The sequence below is a fragment of the Myxococcus sp. CA051A genome (assembly GCF_013336705.1).
Classification (GTDB): domain Bacteria; phylum Myxococcota; class Myxococcia; order Myxococcales; family Myxococcaceae; genus Myxococcus; species Myxococcus llanfairpwllgwyngyllgogerychwyrndrobwllllantysiliogogogochensis.
The window spans coordinates 1,293,860-1,309,417 of the sequence record NZ_JABUMS010000001.1; the positions used below are offsets into that span (position 1 = coordinate 1,293,860).

Sequence of the window (15,558 nt, forward strand, 5' to 3'; positions counted from 1 at the left end):
GGCGCAGGTCCTCGCCGCGGGGGAAGTCGGTCTTGGGACATCACTCGGACTCCTGAGGACTCTCGTCACAGGCTTCGTCCGAAGCGCACGCAGCGCAACGTCGCGAGCCAACGCCTTCCTCCATCCTGGGGGTGGGGCGGTGGAGTCGTGAGAGCGCCTCTCACGAGAGAGAGGATGAGGCCTCGTCAGGATGCCCGCCCTTCGTGAAGCGGCCTTCCGTGGTCCTCGGCCCGCGCCATTCCTAGCTTGCCCGGGAGTGGAGCGCGGAGGTCGTCGACCATGCTGTGTCAGAACTGCCGGACCCGTCCAGCCGCGGTCATGCTCAAGAAGCGGATGAACGGGCAGGAAGCCATCCTCAACTTCTGCAACCACTGCGCGAGCGCGATGGGCGTGGGGCTGGGGGACGCCAAGGGGTTCGGCAGCCTGGAGAGCCTCGTCGAGCAGATGATGGGCCCTCGCCCTCGGGGCCGGGAGAATCTGCTGACGCAGCTGTCGGAGATGGCGCAGCAGGTGCTGGAGCGCTCGGCGCGGATGACGCTCGACTCGGGCTACGAGCGGATGCGCATCGAGCACCTGTTGCTGTCCTTGCTCCACTCCGTTCCGGAGCTGCGCGAGTCGCTGAAGCACGCAGGCGCGCCCGTGGACGAGTTCGAGGCGCGCCTGGACGCGGTGATGCCCCGCCGCGAGCCGCGCAAGGCCCAGGGGGTGACGCTGTCCTCGGGCGTCAAGCGCGTGCTCCAGATTGCCCGCCTCCAGGCGCTCCAGATGGGGCATAGCTTCATTGGACCGGAGCACCTGCTGCTCGGCATCCTGATGGAGGCGGAGAGCTACGCGGCGCAGTTCCTCTCGGGCGTCGACGTCAATGAGCTGCGCAAGCGCCTGGTCGCCTCGGTGGGGGGGCCCGCGGCGCCCTCGGCGGGAGTCGGTGGGCGGCAGGGAAGCGGAGGGCTTCCGCCGAACCTGACACGCTTCACCAGGGACTTGTCGGTGCTGGCGCGCGCGGGAGAGTTGGACCCGGTCATCGGGCGCGAGAAGGAAATCAGTCGCGTCATTCGCATCCTGAGTCGCAAGACGAAGAACAATCCGGTGCTCATCGGTGAGCCGGGCGTGGGCAAGACGGCCATCGCGGAGGGGCTGGCCCAGCGCATCGTCGCGGGAGAGGTCCCCGAGGTGCTCAAGGACAAGCGCGTGCTGTCGCTGGACCTGGGGAGTGTCCTGGGCGGCACGAAGTTCCGGGGCGAGTTCGAGGAGCGCTTCAAGGGACTGATGGACGAGATTCGCGCCCTCAAGGGGCAGATCATCCTCTTCATCGACGAGGTGCACACGGTGGTGGGCGCCGGCGGTGCCGAGGGCGCGGTGGATGCGTCCAACCTGCTCAAGCCGGCGCTGGCTCGCGGAGAGCTGCAGTGCCTGGGGGCCACGACGCTGGATGAGTATCGGAAGAACATCGAGAAGGACGCCGCCCTGGAGCGCCGCTTCCAGCCCGTCATGGTGGCCGAGCCCACGCCGGAGCAGGCCATCGAAATCCTGCGAGGACTGCGCGATGCGTACGAGGCGCATCACCGCGTGAAGATTCTCGACACGTCGCTCACCGCGTCCGTCGAGCTGTCCGACAAGTACGTCAATGACCGGTTCCTGCCAGACAAGGCCATCGACCTGCTCGACGAGGCCTCGGCCATGGTGCGGCTGGGCGCACGCACCGCGCCGGACCGGCTGGGTGAGGTGGAGGCGATGCTCGCGCAGAAGGAGAAGGACAAGAGCGCGGCGGTGGCGGGGGAGCGCTACGAAGAGGCGAGCCGACTCAAGGGCGAACTCGACACGCTGCGCACGGAGCTGGAAGGCCTGCGCACGCAGTGGCAGCTCAAGCGAGGTGTCACCGAACCCGCCGTGACGCCGGAGGACATCGCCACGGTGGTGAGCGAGTGGACGGGCATCCCCGCGCGGAAGCTGCAACAGGAAGAGGGACAGCGACTGTTGGAGATGGAGGAGGCGCTGAAGCAGCGCGTGGTGGGACAGGAGGACGCGCTGCGCGCCATCTCCGAGGCGGTGCGCCGGGCTCGCGCGGGCTTGAAGGACCCGAATCGTCCCATCGGCTCGTTCCTGTTCCTGGGGCCCACGGGCGTGGGCAAGACGGAGACGGCGCGCGCGCTGGCCGAGTATCTGTTCAACGACGAGGCCGCGATGATTCGCCTGGACATGTCCGAGTTCCAGGAGCGCCACACGGCGAGCCGGCTCATCGGCGCGCCCCCGGGATATGTGGGCTACGAGGATGCGGGGCGACTCACGGAAGCCGTGCGTCGCAGGCCGTACTCGGTGCTGCTCTTCGACGAGGTGGAGAAGGCGCACCCGGACGTGTTCAACCTGTTGCTGCAGATTCTCGACGACGGGCGGCTCACGGACTCACGCGGCCGCACCGTGGACTTCAAGAACGTGGTCATCATCATGACGTCCAACCTGGGCTCGGAGGCGATGGGGGCCGCGAGGGCGGCGCTCGGCTTCCAGAGCTCGGGGGACGAGGAGCGGACGGTCAGGGAGCGGGCCAGCGAGGCGGTGATGAACGCGCTGCGCGGGCACTTCCGGCCGGAGTTCATCAACCGCATCGACGAAATCATCGTCTTCCATCCGCTCAACCCCGAGCAGCTCCGACGCATCGTCGACACGATGCTGGAGGCCACGCGCCGCAAGCTGCACGGGCAGAACGTGGGCCTGGAGTTGACGGACGCGGCGCGCGACTCGCTGGCCGAGAGGGGGTTCGAGCCCCGCTATGGCGCACGTCCCCTTCGCCGCGTCATCCAGCGCGAGCTGGAGACGGAGCTCAGCCGGATGATGCTGCGCGGTGAGCTGAGCGAGGGCCAGCGCATCCGGGTCGACTTCCAGGACGGACACTTCGTCTTCAAGGCGGAACCGGGGGCGCCCGCGGAGGCGGAGCCGAAGCCCCCCGAGACTCCTGTTCCACCCGCCACGTGAGTGCCTCGACGCGCGCGGTGGTGCTGCTCAGGGAGAGGCGCGGGTGTTGTCGAGAATCCACGCGAGATAGGGCGCGTGGCCGCCGGCGATGTCGACGCGGAGCACCTCGGGCACCTGGTAGGGGTGCAGCGCGATGATGCGGGCGCGCAGGGTGTCGAAGAGCGCGGCTCTCGTCTTGAAGAGGATGAGCGCCTCCGTGTCGTCCTGCACCTTGCCCTCCCAGCGATAGATGGAGCGCAGGCCGGGGAGGATGTTGCCGCAGGCGGCGAGCTGTTCTTCCACGATGGTCCTCGCCAGCTCCGCGGCCTTGTCGGCGGAGGGCGCGGTGACGAGGACCAGGATGGCGTCGGTCATGGCGCCCGAGTCACCGCCCGGCGCTGCGCATGCCGCCGGTGGGGGGCTGGTGGAGCGTGTCCATTTCCTGCCGCGTGCGTCGGCGGTCAGGGGTGTCCTTGGGCAGCTCCACGAAGGTGCACATCTCGCAGAGGCGGCTGTAGATGCGCTCGCCCACGCGCTCGCGCAGCAGCTCCGCTTCCTTCACCACCGCCTTGGCGTCTTCCGTCGTCCGGTAGCCGGTGGGGCCCAGGGGGCGCTGCTTCTTCTCCGGCTCCAGCGAGTAGTTCGTCGCGAACAGCGTGGTGCGGCCCGCGTTGTAGCGGCGGGCGATGAGCTCATCCAGCGTCTCCATCTCGAACGGGCTGCCGCGTCCCTTGCCCAGTTCGTCGATGGCCAGCACCTCCACCTCCGACAGCGGCCCGATGATTTCTCCGCCGCTCTTGCCGTCCTGGAAGCCCCGCCGGATGGTGGCGTAGAGGAGCGAAATCTCCACGTAGCGCGCGCGCACTCCCATCTCGATGACGAGGTGGCCCAGCGTGGCCGCGAGCAGGTGCGTCTTCCCGGTGCCCACCGGGCCGCTCAGGATGAAGCCCTTGGACGTGGCGCCCTTCACGTACTGGTGGCCGAAGTGCATCGCCACCCCGCGGCCCCGGTCCTGGGCCTCGTTGAAGGCGCGGTAGTTGTCGAAGGACGCGTGCGCCACCACGCCGGGCAGCCGCACGTCGTTGAAGATGGTCACCCGCCGCATCCGCCGCGTGCAGGTGCAGGGCTCCATCACCTCGTAGCGCTTGGGCCCCACCTTCTGGCTGAAGACGCCCTCTCGCTCCACCAGCACATGGCCGCGCCCGCCGCAGATGGAGCAGTTCTCCGAGCATGCGCACACGCGCGCCTGCGCCTGGTCTCCGTGCCGTTCGATGACATACGTCCGGCCGGCACAGACGCGGCACCCCTCCCCAGTCGCCTTCGCTCCCACACCCGTCTCGCGCATCGCCATAGCAGAGCCCTTCCCCGCCTCCTCGCAAACTGAACGGGCGAGCAGTAGTTGTGTCGCCCCCTCAGACTTCCTTCACACCCAGTCGCCGTCGCACCGCGGCCACCACCCGGAAGCGCCGGGAGAGCCTTCGCGCGCGCACCGACATCACCTGCTGTTCAGAACCCACCGAAAGTGCGTCACGCCACACCTCGCGTCGCTGCAGGAAGGGGAGGGCTCTCAGGAGCGCCAGGAAACTCAGGGCTTCCTGCGCATCGAGCGCGGCGGGCTCCCCCGGAATGCTCGCCAGCACCGTGCCGCGCAGCCACGCCACCCGGGGCGCCAGGGCCTGTTCCCGCCCCGCGAGGTCCTCCAGCGCGTCGACGAGCCGGGCATGTCGGGTCTCCTCCCACGACAGCGCCTTCCGACGTCGCGAGGGAGCCTCCGGCGCCGGTGTCTCACCCGCGCCCGCCGTCAGCGAACGGTACTTCTTGATCTCCGCGTCTACCTGCCGCCGACACGCACGCAGGTTTCGCAGCACGGGCTCACCGGGGCGCGCATCCCACAGCGCCTTCTCCGCCGAGCGGGAGATGCCCCGCGCCACCACCTCGAACGGAACGCCTTCTCTGGCCCAGGATGTCAGAAGCTCCGAGTCCAATGCCGAGAGCATCAGCCCCGCGCCACGCACCGCGAGGAAGTAGTCCTGCACCAGCTCCTCGAAGCTGGCGCTTTCCGGCAACAGACTCATGATCCGACACCCACTCCAGGCAGGGCGACCGGGCAGCCGGCCGTCCGCTCCCCCATACCCGGTGGGTCCGACAAGGCAACCGTGTTGTCATCCTTTTCACAGCAGTTCTGGAAGTTTGCCGGCCTGCTTTCCACTTCTGGAGGGGCCAGCCAGTCAGGGTTGACCCTGCACTTGGAAACCGCGCATAGTGGTTCTCCCCGAATGGAAATTCCCGAAGATTCCCGGCCACTTGCCTGTTTGGTAGGCAACCGGGGACGCCGGTCCCCCCCGCTTAGGAAGACCATGCGCCGTTCGCTCCTCGTCTGCCTCGTCCTCCTGGCCTCGGCCTCCGCCGCTCAGGAGAAGAAAGCGCCGCGTGACGCCGACCTGGGCCAGAAGTCCGCCACCGCGGTGGACAAGTCCCTGGCTGGCGACATCACCCGCGAGAAGAAGAAGGAAGAAGTCGCCCCCGCGCTCCAGTACGACCAGTTCCGACTGGGCGTGGAGCTGCAGGTGGCCTCCAAGCGACGCGAGCAGATCGTCTCGCTGAAGAAGATCATCTCCCTGTCGCCGGATCCGAAGGAGGTCCCCAGCCTCCTGTTCCGCCTGGGAGAGTTCTACTGGGAGGAGTCGAAGTTCTATTTCTTCGAGGCCAACCGCAAGGACGACGACCTCATCAAGGCGATGAACCGCAACGACGCCGCGGGCCAGCAACAGGCCAAGGCGGAGAAGGCGGAGTTCGTCGCGAAGCAGAAGGAGTACGGCAAGCTCGCCGTCGAGCAGTACACAAGGATTGTCCAGGAGTTCCCCAAGTTCGAGCGCACGGACGAGGTGCTCTTCTTCCTCGGTCAGTACCTGATGGAGGAAGGCCAGGACCGCAAGGCGCTGGTCGCCTTCAAGCGCCTGGTGGAGAAGCACCCGAAGTCCAAGTACATCCCGGACGCGTACCTCGCCTTCGGCGAGTACTACTTCAACAACTCCAAGGGAAAGCGCCCGGAGCTGGAGAAGGCGCTGGTGGCCTACAAGAAGGCCGCCGAGTTCCCGGAGAGCCAGGTGTACGCGTTCGCCCTCTACAAGCAGGGCTGGTGCCACTACAACCTGGGTGACTACACGGCGGCGAAGGACAAGTTCAAGACGGTGGTGCTGTACGGCGAACTGGCCGGCGCCAACGCGGTGGAGAAGGACGGCGGCAAGAGCGGCCGAGGCTCGCTGGTGCGTGAGGCCCGGACCGACTACGTGCGAGCGTACGCGCACGAGGGCGACGTGGCGCAGGCGCGCGCGGACTTCGGCAAGGTGGCCTCCAATCCGGAGGACCGCTTCACGATGCTCAAGCAGCTCGCCAACATGTACTACGGCGACGGCAAGGACCGCGAAGCGGCCATCACCTTCAACTCCCTCATCAAGGAAAAGCCGTTGTCGCCCGAGGCGCCCGGCTTCCAGGGGAAGATCGTCGACTGCATCCTTCGCATGGGCAACAAGGAGCGCACCGTGGCCCAGGTGCGCCGGCTCGTGAAGATCATGAAGGAGGTCGAAAGCTCCGGCGTCATCAAGGACGACAAGGACAAGAAGCTGCTCGCGGAGGCGAAGGAGCTGTCCGAGCGCACGCTCTCCAACCTCGCCGTCACCTGGCACAACGAGGGCCGCAAGACGCGCAACGAGGAGACGTTCCGCTACGCGGACGCCGTCTACAGCGACTACCTCACGCTCTTCCCGGAGAACCCCAAGGCGTACGACCTGCGCTTCTTCTGGGCGGAGTTGCTCAACGACAACCTGCAGAACTACGAGAAGGCCGCCGCCAACTACACGCTCGTCGTGCTCCAGGACGCCAAGGTGCTGGAGGCCAAGGACGACAAGGGCAAGCTGAAGCCGGGCAAGCCGGGCAAGTGGCTGCCGAACGCGTCCTACAACGCCGTGCTGGCCTACGACGAGGTCGTCAAGGCCGCCGAGGCGCGTGGCGAGGCGAAGAGCGAATCGGTGGGCACGGACCTGTCGAAGAAGGCCGCCATCCCCACGCTGAAGAAGGCGCTGTTGGATGCGTGCGAGCGCTACCTCAAGTACGTGCCCAAGGGTGACAAGCGGGTGGAGATCGCCTTCAAGGCGGCGAACATCTACTACCGCCACAACCACTTCGACGAGGCGGTGCTGCGCTTCAGCGAAATCGCGCTCGGCTACCCCGAGTACAAGTTCGAGAACGGCGACCGCGCCGCGGAGATCAGCGCCAACCTCATCCTCGACTCGTACAACCTGCTCCAGGACTTCGCGAAGGTGAACGAGTGGGCGCGGCGCTTCTACGCCAACGACAAGCTGGCCACGGGCAAGTTCCGCGACGACCTGGCCAAGCTGATTGAGCAGTCGTCGTTCAAGCTGGTCAGCCAGTTGGAGGAGAAGAAGGAGTTCTCCAAGGCGGCCGAGGCGTACCTCAACTTCGTGCACGACTTCCCGCAGACGGAGATCGCCGACCTGGCGCTCTACAACGCGTCCGTCGACTACTACAAAGCGAAGATGCTGGATAAGACGATTGAAGTGCGGGCCCGGCTCTTCGCCCAGTATCCGCGCTCCAAGTACGTGCCGGACTCCATCTACGCCAACGCGGAAGCGCTGGAGGCCATTGGCGACTTCGAGCAGGCCGCGACGACCTACGAGCTGTACGTGAAGGGCTACGAGCGCAGCGTGTCGGAGAAGGGTGGCGGCAAGGCGCGCCCGAGCAAGTCCAGCAAGTCCAACAGGAAGGGCGGCGGCGACGACAAGCCGGCGGTGCCGCAGAAGTGGGACGAGGCCAAGGCGCAGGTGGCGCTGTTCAACGCGTCCACCTACCGCGAGGGCCTGGGCCAGACGAAGGCGGCGCTGCGCAACCGCGAGCGCTACCTGGAGCTGTGGCCGAAGGCGAAGGACGCGGATGACATCCGTCTGTCCATCATCGAGCTGACCGGTAAGAGCGGCGCGGCGATGCGGGCCATCAAGATGCTGGAAGAGTACGAGCGCGACAACATGCGCTCGGCCAGCAAGTTCCTCACCGCCGAGGGACGGATCATCGACCTGTACAAGAAGATGAACAAGTCGCGCGACGTGACGCGCATGTACAAGCGCGTGGGCGAGCACTTCGACCAGCTCCCCCGCCGCGTGCAGACCACACTGGAGAAGCCCGCGCTGGCCACCGCCGCGCAGGCGCAGTTCCTGGGCGTGGAGCTGGACTGGGCGGAGTACAAGCGCCTGAAGCTGTACTGGGGCGCGCCGCCGTCGCCGGACCGCTTCCGCGCCAGCATCCAGGACAAGAGCCGCGCGCTGCAGGTGGTGGAGAAGAAGTACGTGCAGACGGTGTCCCTGGGTGCTCCGGAGCCGTCGCTCTGCGCGCTCAACCGCATTGGTCTGGCGTATGACCACTTCGCCCACAGCGTCATCAACGCGCCCATGCCGCGCGGCCTGGACGAAGAGGCCCAGCAGGCGCTGCGCGACGAGTTCACCAACCAGGCCCAGCCGCTCAAGGACAAGGCCACGGAGGCGTTCGCCGCCACGGTGGCGAAGAGCCGCGAGCTGGACGTGTTCAACGCCTGCGCCGCGGAGAGCTTGAAGCTGCTGCGCACCACCTACCAGCCGGACCGCTATCCGGAGATGCCGGAGGAGAAGGTCGCGCTGAAGAGCCGCCAGCAGATCATCGGTGGTGACGTGCTGGCCGGCATCCAGGACGTGCCGCCGCCGGCGCCCAAGGCCGTGGCGGAGCAGAAGAACCAGAAGGAGGCGCTGCAGGAGGACCTCACGGACCTCACCGCGCAGCTGCGCTCGCAGACAGAGACCCAGGTGGACACGAAGGCCACCGCCTCCACCCCGGACGGCACCAAGCCCGCCAAGGCGGCTGGGGCCGACGAGGAGCCGGAGGACTTCCTCTAATGAACCGGACGACCCGTACCATGCGCCTGTTCCCCCTCCTGGCGGCCGCGTCGCTCATCGCGGCCGGCTGCACCGCGTCCAAGGCCACTTCTCCCGCGCCCGTGGCGAAGAACCCCACGGCGCAGCCGAAGGACGCTCCGCCTCCGCCCATCTCCAACACGGCCAAGGCGCGCTTCGAGGACGCGGTGAAGTCCTTCGACACGCAGAAGAAGGCCAAGGCGTTCGACTACCCGGCGCTGGAGCGCAAGTTCAAGTCGGCGCTGGAGTCCGACGCGAACCTCGCCGAGGCCGAGTACAACCTGGGCGTCATCGCCGAGCGTCAGGGCAACATCCCGGAGGCGAAGGCCCGCTACAAGGCGGCGCTCACCAAGAAGCCCTCGCTGCGCCAGGCGTCCGAGAACCTGGCCGTCATGGAGCAGAACGGCGGCAACGTGGCCGGCGCGGTGGCCCTCTATCAGGAGGTCCTCCAGCGTTATCCGGACGACGCGCAGTCCCGCGCGCGCCTGGCGGAGATCTACCGGCAGCAGAACGACCACGACAAGGCGATGGAGCTGGCCCGTGGCGCGCTGATGAGAGATCCGACGTCCACCACCGCGCTGAAGGTGATGATCCGCAGCTACCTGGACCGCAAGCAGCTTTCGATGGCGAAGCTGGTGGCGCTGCGCGGCGTGAAGCTGGACGGCGCGGACCCGGAGCTGCACCACTCGGTGGGCCTCATCCAACTGCGCGAGGGTGATGCCGATGACGCTCGGCTGTCCTTCAAGAAGGCGCTGGAGGCGCGCGAGGACTATGTCCCGTCGCACGTCGCGCTGGCGCAGCTGTCGCTGGACGCGGAGGACTATCCCGGCGCGGAGGAGCACCTGCGCCGCATCCTCCAGGCGGACGGGAAGAACGCCACCGCGCACCTGAACCTGGGCCTCTCCTACAAGGGCCAGGGTCAGTACGACAAGGCGATGCAGGAGTATGACGAAGCGGAGAAGCTGGACCCGGAGCTGGCGGCCGTCCACCTCAACCGCGCCATCCTCCTCCACAAGGTGAAGGACGCCCCCGAGCGCGCCGTGGAGCTCTACAAGCGGTACATCGCCACGGCGGGCGGAGAGGTGGCCCTGTCCGGCGAGGCCCCCGTCTTCGGGCTGCTGCGTGAGGCGGAGGCCATCGTCAGCGCCAAGCGCGAGGCCGTCGCGGCCGAAGAGCAGGCGAAGAAGATGGAGGACCTCCAGAAGAAGCAGCAGGCCCAGATGCAGGCCGCGGAGAAGAAGCAGGCGCCCCAGGCCCCCGCGCCCAATGGCGCCGCGGTGGCTCCGGCCACGGGCACGGGTACTTCCGCCCAGGCCACTCCGGCGGGGGGCTCTTCGCCCCAGCCGCCGGCGGCCCCTCCTCAGTCCCCCGCAGCGGGGGCTCAGGAGAAGAAGAATGCAGGCACGACGGATCCTTCCGAGCCGGGTGAGCCTGAAGACGACCTGCTGTGAAAGTTGGGATGTCCCCGGGTGCCTTCGCTGTGGCGAGCCCCGGGGGGATGATGCGAACCTTCGCTGTCCGTTGTCTGGACATGCGGCGTCGAACGGGCCCGGCGGGGCCCTTGTGGGAGGCAGTGATGCGGAAGGCTCTGATGTTGTGCGCGGTGCTCGCGGTGGCTCCGGCCTTCGCCCAGGATGATGCGGCCAAGCCGTCAGGTGGGGGCGCGGAGGGCAATGTGCGCTACTCCAAGACGACGAACATCGACTTCGAGGACGACACCATCGAAGGCGACCTCACCAAACCGGACGGCGAGTACATCGAGGCGCGTGAGACGGTGAAGCACTCGAACCTCATCCGCATCCGCGAGGACTTCGAGGACAAGGTGATGCAGTCCGTGGGCGAGCTGTAACAAGCGTCGGTGCGTCGGCGGGAACCTTCCGGCGCGAGCGTTGTCCATAGCGAGCATCCACCTTCCGCAGGAGCCCTCATGGCCGTTCCCCTGACACTCAAGGTCTTCAAGGGCGACACCCTGGTCGCCACCAAGGACTACGAGCGCGACATCATCAAGATTGGCCGGCTGTCCTCGGCGCACCTGTGCCTGGAGGACGAGAAGGTCAGCCGCATCCACTCCGTCATCGAGGTCGCCGGCGACGGCTCCATGTCCATCATCGACATGGGCAGCGTCGAGGGGACGTACGTCAACAACAAGCGGGTCAACAAGGGCCTGCTGTCGTTCGGCGACGAGATTCGGGTGGGTGCCACCACCATCCGGCTGGAGAACCCCTCCGCCATCGCGGCTGCAAACCTGGCCGTGGCCGCGGCGAGCACGGATACCACCACGGAGAAGAACCCCGTGCTGGGCTCCACCACCGCCGCCACGGGGCTGGCGCAGGCCGCCGCCGCCGAGGCCGCCGAGTCGTCCCTTCCCACCCCCGTCGCCGCCGCGAGCGCGGGTGCGCTGGACGCCTCCGTCGCCCCCACGCAGAAGAGCCCCATCCTCGCCGCCGAGGAGCCCGCGCCGGCTCCCCGCGCGACGCAGGCCCCGGTCGACGACGCCGCGCCCCGCGTGCGCACGGTGCGCCGCTCCAAGTCGAGCGGTCCGCAGGGTGTGTCGCTGCGTTTCTGCTGGGGTGACCAGCGGGTGGGCGAGTTCTTCGTCGCCCCGGGTATCAAGCGCTTCGTGACGGTGGGCAGCGCCGCGGGCGTCGACTTCGTCATGGGTGACGCCAAGTTCGGCGCTCCCCGCTTCGACGTGCTGCGCACGGACGGTCAGTCGTTCGTCGTGCGCTTCACGGGGAAGATGAAGGGCGAATTGGTCCGCAAGGGCGAGACGCAGGAGCTCAAGGCGGTCATCGAGTCCGGCAAGGCCTCGCACGAGGGTGACGCGTACACGCTCACGCTCGACGCGGAGGACTTCTTCTGGGTGGACCTGGGCGGCGTGACGATGGAGGCGAGCTTCCAGTCCGTCCCCAAGCGCGTCGTGGCGCCGCTGGGCGAGTCGCTGGACTACACCGCGCTCAACATCTTCCTGGTGATGTTCTTCGCGGCCACCGCGTTCGTCATCACCGCGATGAACCGCACGGGCGAGGGTGACGAGTACGCGGACGAGTTGTCCGGCAACCAGGCGCGCATCGCCAAGTTCCTCATCAAGCCGCCCGAGGCGCAGAAGAACAAGTTCCTCGAGCGCCTCAATCAGCAGAAGGAAGCGAAGAAGAGCGGCGAGATGGCGGCCAAGAGCCGCGGTGACGAAGGTCAGATGGGCAAGAAGGACGCGCCCAAGACCAACAACCGCACCGCGCCCAAGGGCGACCCGAACAAGAAGGACGAGGCGCGCGCGCTGACCGCCAAGATTTTCGGCGGCGGCAAGGGCGGCATCTCCACCGTGTTCGGCAGCAAGGGCCTGGGCGGCGACCTGAAGAGCGCCATGGGCAACATGTTCGGCGCCAAGGCGGGCAACTCGGGTGGCTTCGGCGGCCTGGGCCTTCGCGGCTCCGGCGGCGGCGGCGGCGGCACCGGTGACACCGTCGGCATCGGCGGTATCGGCACCAAGGGTCGTGGCGGCGGCACCGGCAGCTACGGCACGGGCGTGGGCGTGCTGGGTGGCAAGTCCAGCGTGGACGTGGGTATCACCTCGTCCGACCCGGAGGTCATGGGCTCGCTGGACAAGGAGCTCATCCGCAAGGTCATCCACATGAACCGCGGGCAGATTCGCTACTGCTACGAAAGCCTCCTCAACCGGTTCCCGAAGCTGGGCGGCAAGGTGGCCGTGAAGTTCGTGATTACCGCCACCGGCTCCGTGGCGTCGTCCTCGGTGGCCCAGTCCACCGCGGGCAACGCGGAGCTGGAGACGTGCGTGGCCGGTCGCGTGCGCACCTGGAAGTTCCCCGAGCCCAAGGGCGGTGGCGTGGTGGTCGTCACCTATCCGTTCATCTTCAAGCAGTCCGGCGATTAGCGCCGGCCTTCCTCCGCTTCACGGGCGGCCCTTCCCCGGGGTCGCCCGCGCAGTCACCCCGGCTCCCGTCCCCCGTGGGAGCCACGTCAACCTCAGGACCGCATGAAAGCCCTCGCCTCCATTGCCCTGTGTGCCGTGTTCGTCCTCCCCGTGGCCGCGAGCGCTCAGCAACCACCCCCCACGGCGACGGGAGACAAGCCCGCCGTCACGTTCGATGAAATCGAGCGCGGCTTCTACTTCGCGCTGCTCGGCGGTCCGCTCTTCCTGACCAATCCGCCCGCGGCGGAGGGGACGCCCCGTCCGTTCTCCTCGGGCCCCATGGCCCAGGTGGAGTTCGGCGTGGACCTGGGCGAGCGGGTGTCCGTGGGCCTGTTCATCATGGGCTCCAGCATCCGCACGAGCGCCGAGTACATCGGCGAGTCCGGCGGCGCGGTGTCCGGTGACTTCTCCACCTTCGTCCCGGGCGCGGTGTTGCGCGCGCGCCTGGTGGGCCTGGCCGACAGCCAGGAAGTGAAGCGCACGTGGTTCTATGTCCGCGCAGGCGCGGGTTATGCGATGTTCTCGCCGAAGCGTCTCCTTCCGGATTCCGACATTCTTGTGTTTGCCGGGCCCGGAGTGGAGTACTACACACGGTTGCGCCACTTTTCCGTGGGGCTCGAGGTCACGGGGAACTACCTCGTTTCCGGAGGCTCGTTCGGGTTCGCGGTGGCGCCGAACATTCGCTACGCGTTCTAGTTCCAGCGGGAGAAAGACGTGCCTCAGGAGAATGGAAGCGGTGGGCCGCGCCAGGGTGGGCGTGGTCGTGACGGGGGTGCGCCGGGTCAGGGCCCGCGCCGTGACGGTCCTGGCGGTGGTTTTGGTGGCCGGGGCGGTCCGGGAGGCCCTGGTGGAAGGGGCGAGGGCAGAGGCCGCGACGGACGTGGTCGGGGTCGTGACGAAGGCCCCGTGGGCCCGGGTCAGCGTGTCATCTCCGAGCTGAGCGTCCTGGAGAAGGCCCTGTCCAAGACGGACTTCCTGGCCGAGAAGGGCCCGCTGCAGGCGATTGTGCGCTCGCTGCGGCCCATGCGGCTGAAGTCCCTGGAGGACCTGGACCTCAACACGCGAGGCCGACTCATCACCACGATGCTGCGCGTGCAGCGTCAGCCCAAGCCCGCGGCTCCGGATGCTTTGGCCCCCGCGGAGGCGAGTGCCCCGGTGGAGGCCACCGAGGCTCCGGCCGAGGCCGCCGCTCCGGCGGAAGGCTCGGAGGGTGCGGTCGCCGAGGGTGAGACGGGCGCGGCTCCGGCCGAGGCTGCTGCTCCGGCGGCGCCCGCGGTGGACCCCGCCAAGGAGAAGTTCGACGCGTGGACGGACGTGCTGTTCCTGGTGGGACAGGTCTGGCGCGCGGCGGGAGACCGGGAGCGCGCCGAGGTGGCCTTCGCCGCCAGCGGTCGTCAGCCCGGCCCCGAGGTCGAGGAGCCCACGGCGCCTGCGGCTCGGACGGAGGCACGTCCGGAGCGCGGTGAGCGTCGGGAGCGCCCGGAGCGAGGCGAGCGTCGGGAGCGCGGTGAGCGTCCCGAGCGTGGCGCGGCGGGTGAACGCCGGGAGCGTCCCGAGCGTGGCGCTGCTGCGGGCGAGCGCCGGGAGCGTCCCGAGCGCGGCGCGGCCGGCGAGCGTCCGGAGCGGGGCGAGCGCCGTCCGATGCCGGAGCTGACGGGCGACTGGAAGGAGCAGGCCAAGCAGCTCGAGGGGATGGGGCGCACGCGTGACGCGGCCCGTCTGCACGAGCGGAACAATGGCTTCGCGGACGCCACCCGGCTGTTCGAGGCGGGCGGAGACCTCAAGAGCGCGCTGCGCACCGCGCTCGCGGGCAGCGACAACGATGCCGCGCGCCGACTGGTGGGCACGCTGCCCCCGGATCAGCTCGCTCCCACGCTGGAGAAGGCCGGTGCCTACGAGCTCCTGATGGAGCACTACGTTGGCAAGGGCGACTTCGAGAACGTGGCGCGCCTGTATGAGCGCGCGCGCCAGTTCGACCAGGCGGCGCTCGCGTACGAGCGTGCGGGGAAGCTGACCCTGGCGCGCAAGGCGTACGAGCGCTCGCGGGACATGGCCAGCGCCAACCGCATCCGTGGGCTCGAGGTGAAGAGCCTGGTGGAGCGTGGAGATCGTCTGGGCGCGGCCACGTTGCTCGTGGCGGCGGGCCAGCGTCGCGAGGCGGTGGAGGTGCTGGGCACCCTGCCTCCTCCCAAGGCGTTCCACTTCATGCAGCGGCTGAAGCTGGACGAAGAGGCGAAGGAGCTGGCGCAGCGCGAGCTGGCCCGGGCCGAGCAGGAGCAGAAGCCCGCGGGCCGTGCCCGGTGGCTGGAGCTGCTCGGCGACGTCGCGGCTTCCGCCGAGGCGTGGGAGGCCGCGGGGCGCAAGGACAAGGCGCTGCCGCTGCACGAGAAGCTCGGCAACCTGCCTCGCGCCGCCCAGCTCGCCGAAGAGCTGCAGCAGCGTGACAAGGCCGTGGCCCTCTACACCCAGCTCAACGACAGCGCGGGTGTGGAGCGTGCGAAGGCCCTGCCGGAGACGCCCGTGGCGCCCCCGGCTTCCGCCGAGTCGTCCGAAGGCGGTGCGGGGGGCGAGGACGGGGACGTTCCCTCCGACGCTTCCTCGGCCGAGTAGCAAGAAGGCCAATGATTCCCGCCCTTTGGCGGGTTTTACACGATTGCTCGGGGGCGCTCGCGGCCGGTAGAGTCCGGCGGCTGGCGCCCCCGCTGCGTTCCATTTTTACCCCCG

At 68.3% G+C, this 15,558-nt stretch carries 10 protein-coding genes; 7 read left to right on the forward strand and 3 right to left on the reverse strand.

All coding sequences use genetic code 11. The features are described 5' to 3' along the window. Positions 1-279: 279 nt before the first annotated feature. Complete coding sequence (locus HUA74_RS05285; RefSeq protein ID WP_174453611.1) at positions 280-2,967, forward strand: ATP-dependent Clp protease ATP-binding subunit; 2,688 nt, start codon at positions 280-282, stop codon at positions 2,965-2,967. Between the two features lie 27 nt (positions 2,968-2,994). Here HUA74_RS05285 and cutA read toward each other — a convergent pair whose 3' ends face one another. The 3 genes from cutA to HUA74_RS05300 form a co-directional block, all read right to left on the reverse strand. After that, positions 2,995-3,321, reverse strand: coding sequence for a divalent-cation tolerance protein CutA (cutA, locus tag HUA74_RS05290; RefSeq protein WP_174453612.1), 327 nt, complete (start codon positions 3,319-3,321; stop codon positions 2,995-2,997). A 10-nt stretch (positions 3,322-3,331) separates the two neighbouring features. Continuing rightward, entirely contained in the window at positions 3,332-4,297 is a 966-nt protein-coding gene (locus tag HUA74_RS05295; protein ID WP_174453613.1) for an ATP-binding protein, read from the reverse strand. Positions 4,298-4,358: 61 nt separating this feature from the next. Continuing rightward, the gene (locus HUA74_RS05300) at positions 4,359-5,021 is read right to left on the reverse strand and encodes a hypothetical protein (RefSeq protein WP_141647498.1); all 663 of its coding nucleotides are present in this window, start codon (positions 5,019-5,021) and stop codon (positions 4,359-4,361) included. A gap of 282 nt (positions 5,022-5,303) precedes the next feature. On the opposite strand from HUA74_RS05300, the gene HUA74_RS05305 reads away from it, so the two are divergent. From HUA74_RS05305 to HUA74_RS05330, 6 genes are all read left to right on the forward strand, one after another. After that, positions 5,304-8,885 (forward strand): tetratricopeptide repeat protein, encoded by a 3,582-nt coding sequence (locus HUA74_RS05305; protein WP_174453614.1) that lies wholly within the window; start codon positions 5,304-5,306, stop codon positions 8,883-8,885. Beyond that, a complete protein-coding gene (gene gltE, locus HUA74_RS05310) occupies positions 8,885-10,354 on the forward strand; it encodes an adventurous gliding motility TPR repeat lipoprotein GltE (RefSeq protein WP_174453615.1) in 1,470 nt (489 codons plus the stop codon). The genes HUA74_RS05305 and gltE overlap by 1 nt, the downstream gene beginning before the upstream one ends. Before the next feature lie 125 nt (positions 10,355-10,479). Beyond that, positions 10,480-10,752: an adventurous gliding motility protein CglF gene (gene cglF / locus HUA74_RS05315; RefSeq protein ID WP_174453616.1), complete on the forward strand. Its 273-nt coding sequence runs from the start codon at positions 10,480-10,482 to the stop codon at positions 10,750-10,752. A 78-nt stretch (positions 10,753-10,830) separates the two neighbouring features. Next, on the forward strand, positions 10,831-12,795 hold the full coding sequence (gene gltG, locus HUA74_RS05320; RefSeq protein ID WP_141647494.1) for an adventurous gliding motility protein GltG: 1,965 nt from the start codon (positions 10,831-10,833) through the stop codon (positions 12,793-12,795). A 102-nt stretch (positions 12,796-12,897) separates the two neighbouring features. Then, a complete protein-coding gene (gene cglE / locus HUA74_RS05325; protein WP_141647493.1) occupies positions 12,898-13,530 on the forward strand; it encodes an adventurous gliding motility protein CglE in 633 nt (210 codons plus the stop codon). 210 nt (positions 13,531-13,740) lie between these two features. Then, on the forward strand, positions 13,741-15,444 hold the full coding sequence (locus tag HUA74_RS05330; RefSeq protein ID WP_174453617.1) for a DEAD/DEAH box helicase: 1,704 nt from the start codon (positions 13,741-13,743) through the stop codon (positions 15,442-15,444). Positions 15,445-15,558: the final 114 nt, after the last annotated feature.

What these genes read in the sequence shown, in the direction of transcription:
- HUA74_RS05285 (WP_174453611.1), top strand. Translation starts at nt 280, where the DNA reads ATGCTGTGTCAGAACTGCCGGACCCGTCCAGCCGCGGTCATGCTCAAG.
- cutA (WP_174453612.1), bottom strand. Translation starts at nt 3,321, where the DNA reads ATGACCGACGCCATCCTGGTCCTCGTCACCGCGCCCTCCGCCGACAAG.
- HUA74_RS05295 (WP_174453613.1), bottom strand. Translation starts at nt 4,297, where the DNA reads ATGGCGATGCGCGAGACGGGTGTGGGAGCGAAGGCGACTGGGGAGGGG.
- HUA74_RS05300 (WP_141647498.1), bottom strand. Translation starts at nt 5,021, where the DNA reads ATGAGTCTGTTGCCGGAAAGCGCCAGCTTCGAGGAGCTGGTGCAGGAC.
- HUA74_RS05305 (WP_174453614.1), top strand. Translation starts at nt 5,304, where the DNA reads ATGCGCCGTTCGCTCCTCGTCTGCCTCGTCCTCCTGGCCTCGGCCTCC.
- gltE (WP_174453615.1), top strand. Translation starts at nt 8,885, where the DNA reads ATGAACCGGACGACCCGTACCATGCGCCTGTTCCCCCTCCTGGCGGCC.
- cglF (WP_174453616.1), top strand. Translation starts at nt 10,480, where the DNA reads ATGCGGAAGGCTCTGATGTTGTGCGCGGTGCTCGCGGTGGCTCCGGCC.
- gltG (WP_141647494.1), top strand. Translation starts at nt 10,831, where the DNA reads ATGGCCGTTCCCCTGACACTCAAGGTCTTCAAGGGCGACACCCTGGTC.
- cglE (WP_141647493.1), top strand. Translation starts at nt 12,898, where the DNA reads ATGAAAGCCCTCGCCTCCATTGCCCTGTGTGCCGTGTTCGTCCTCCCC.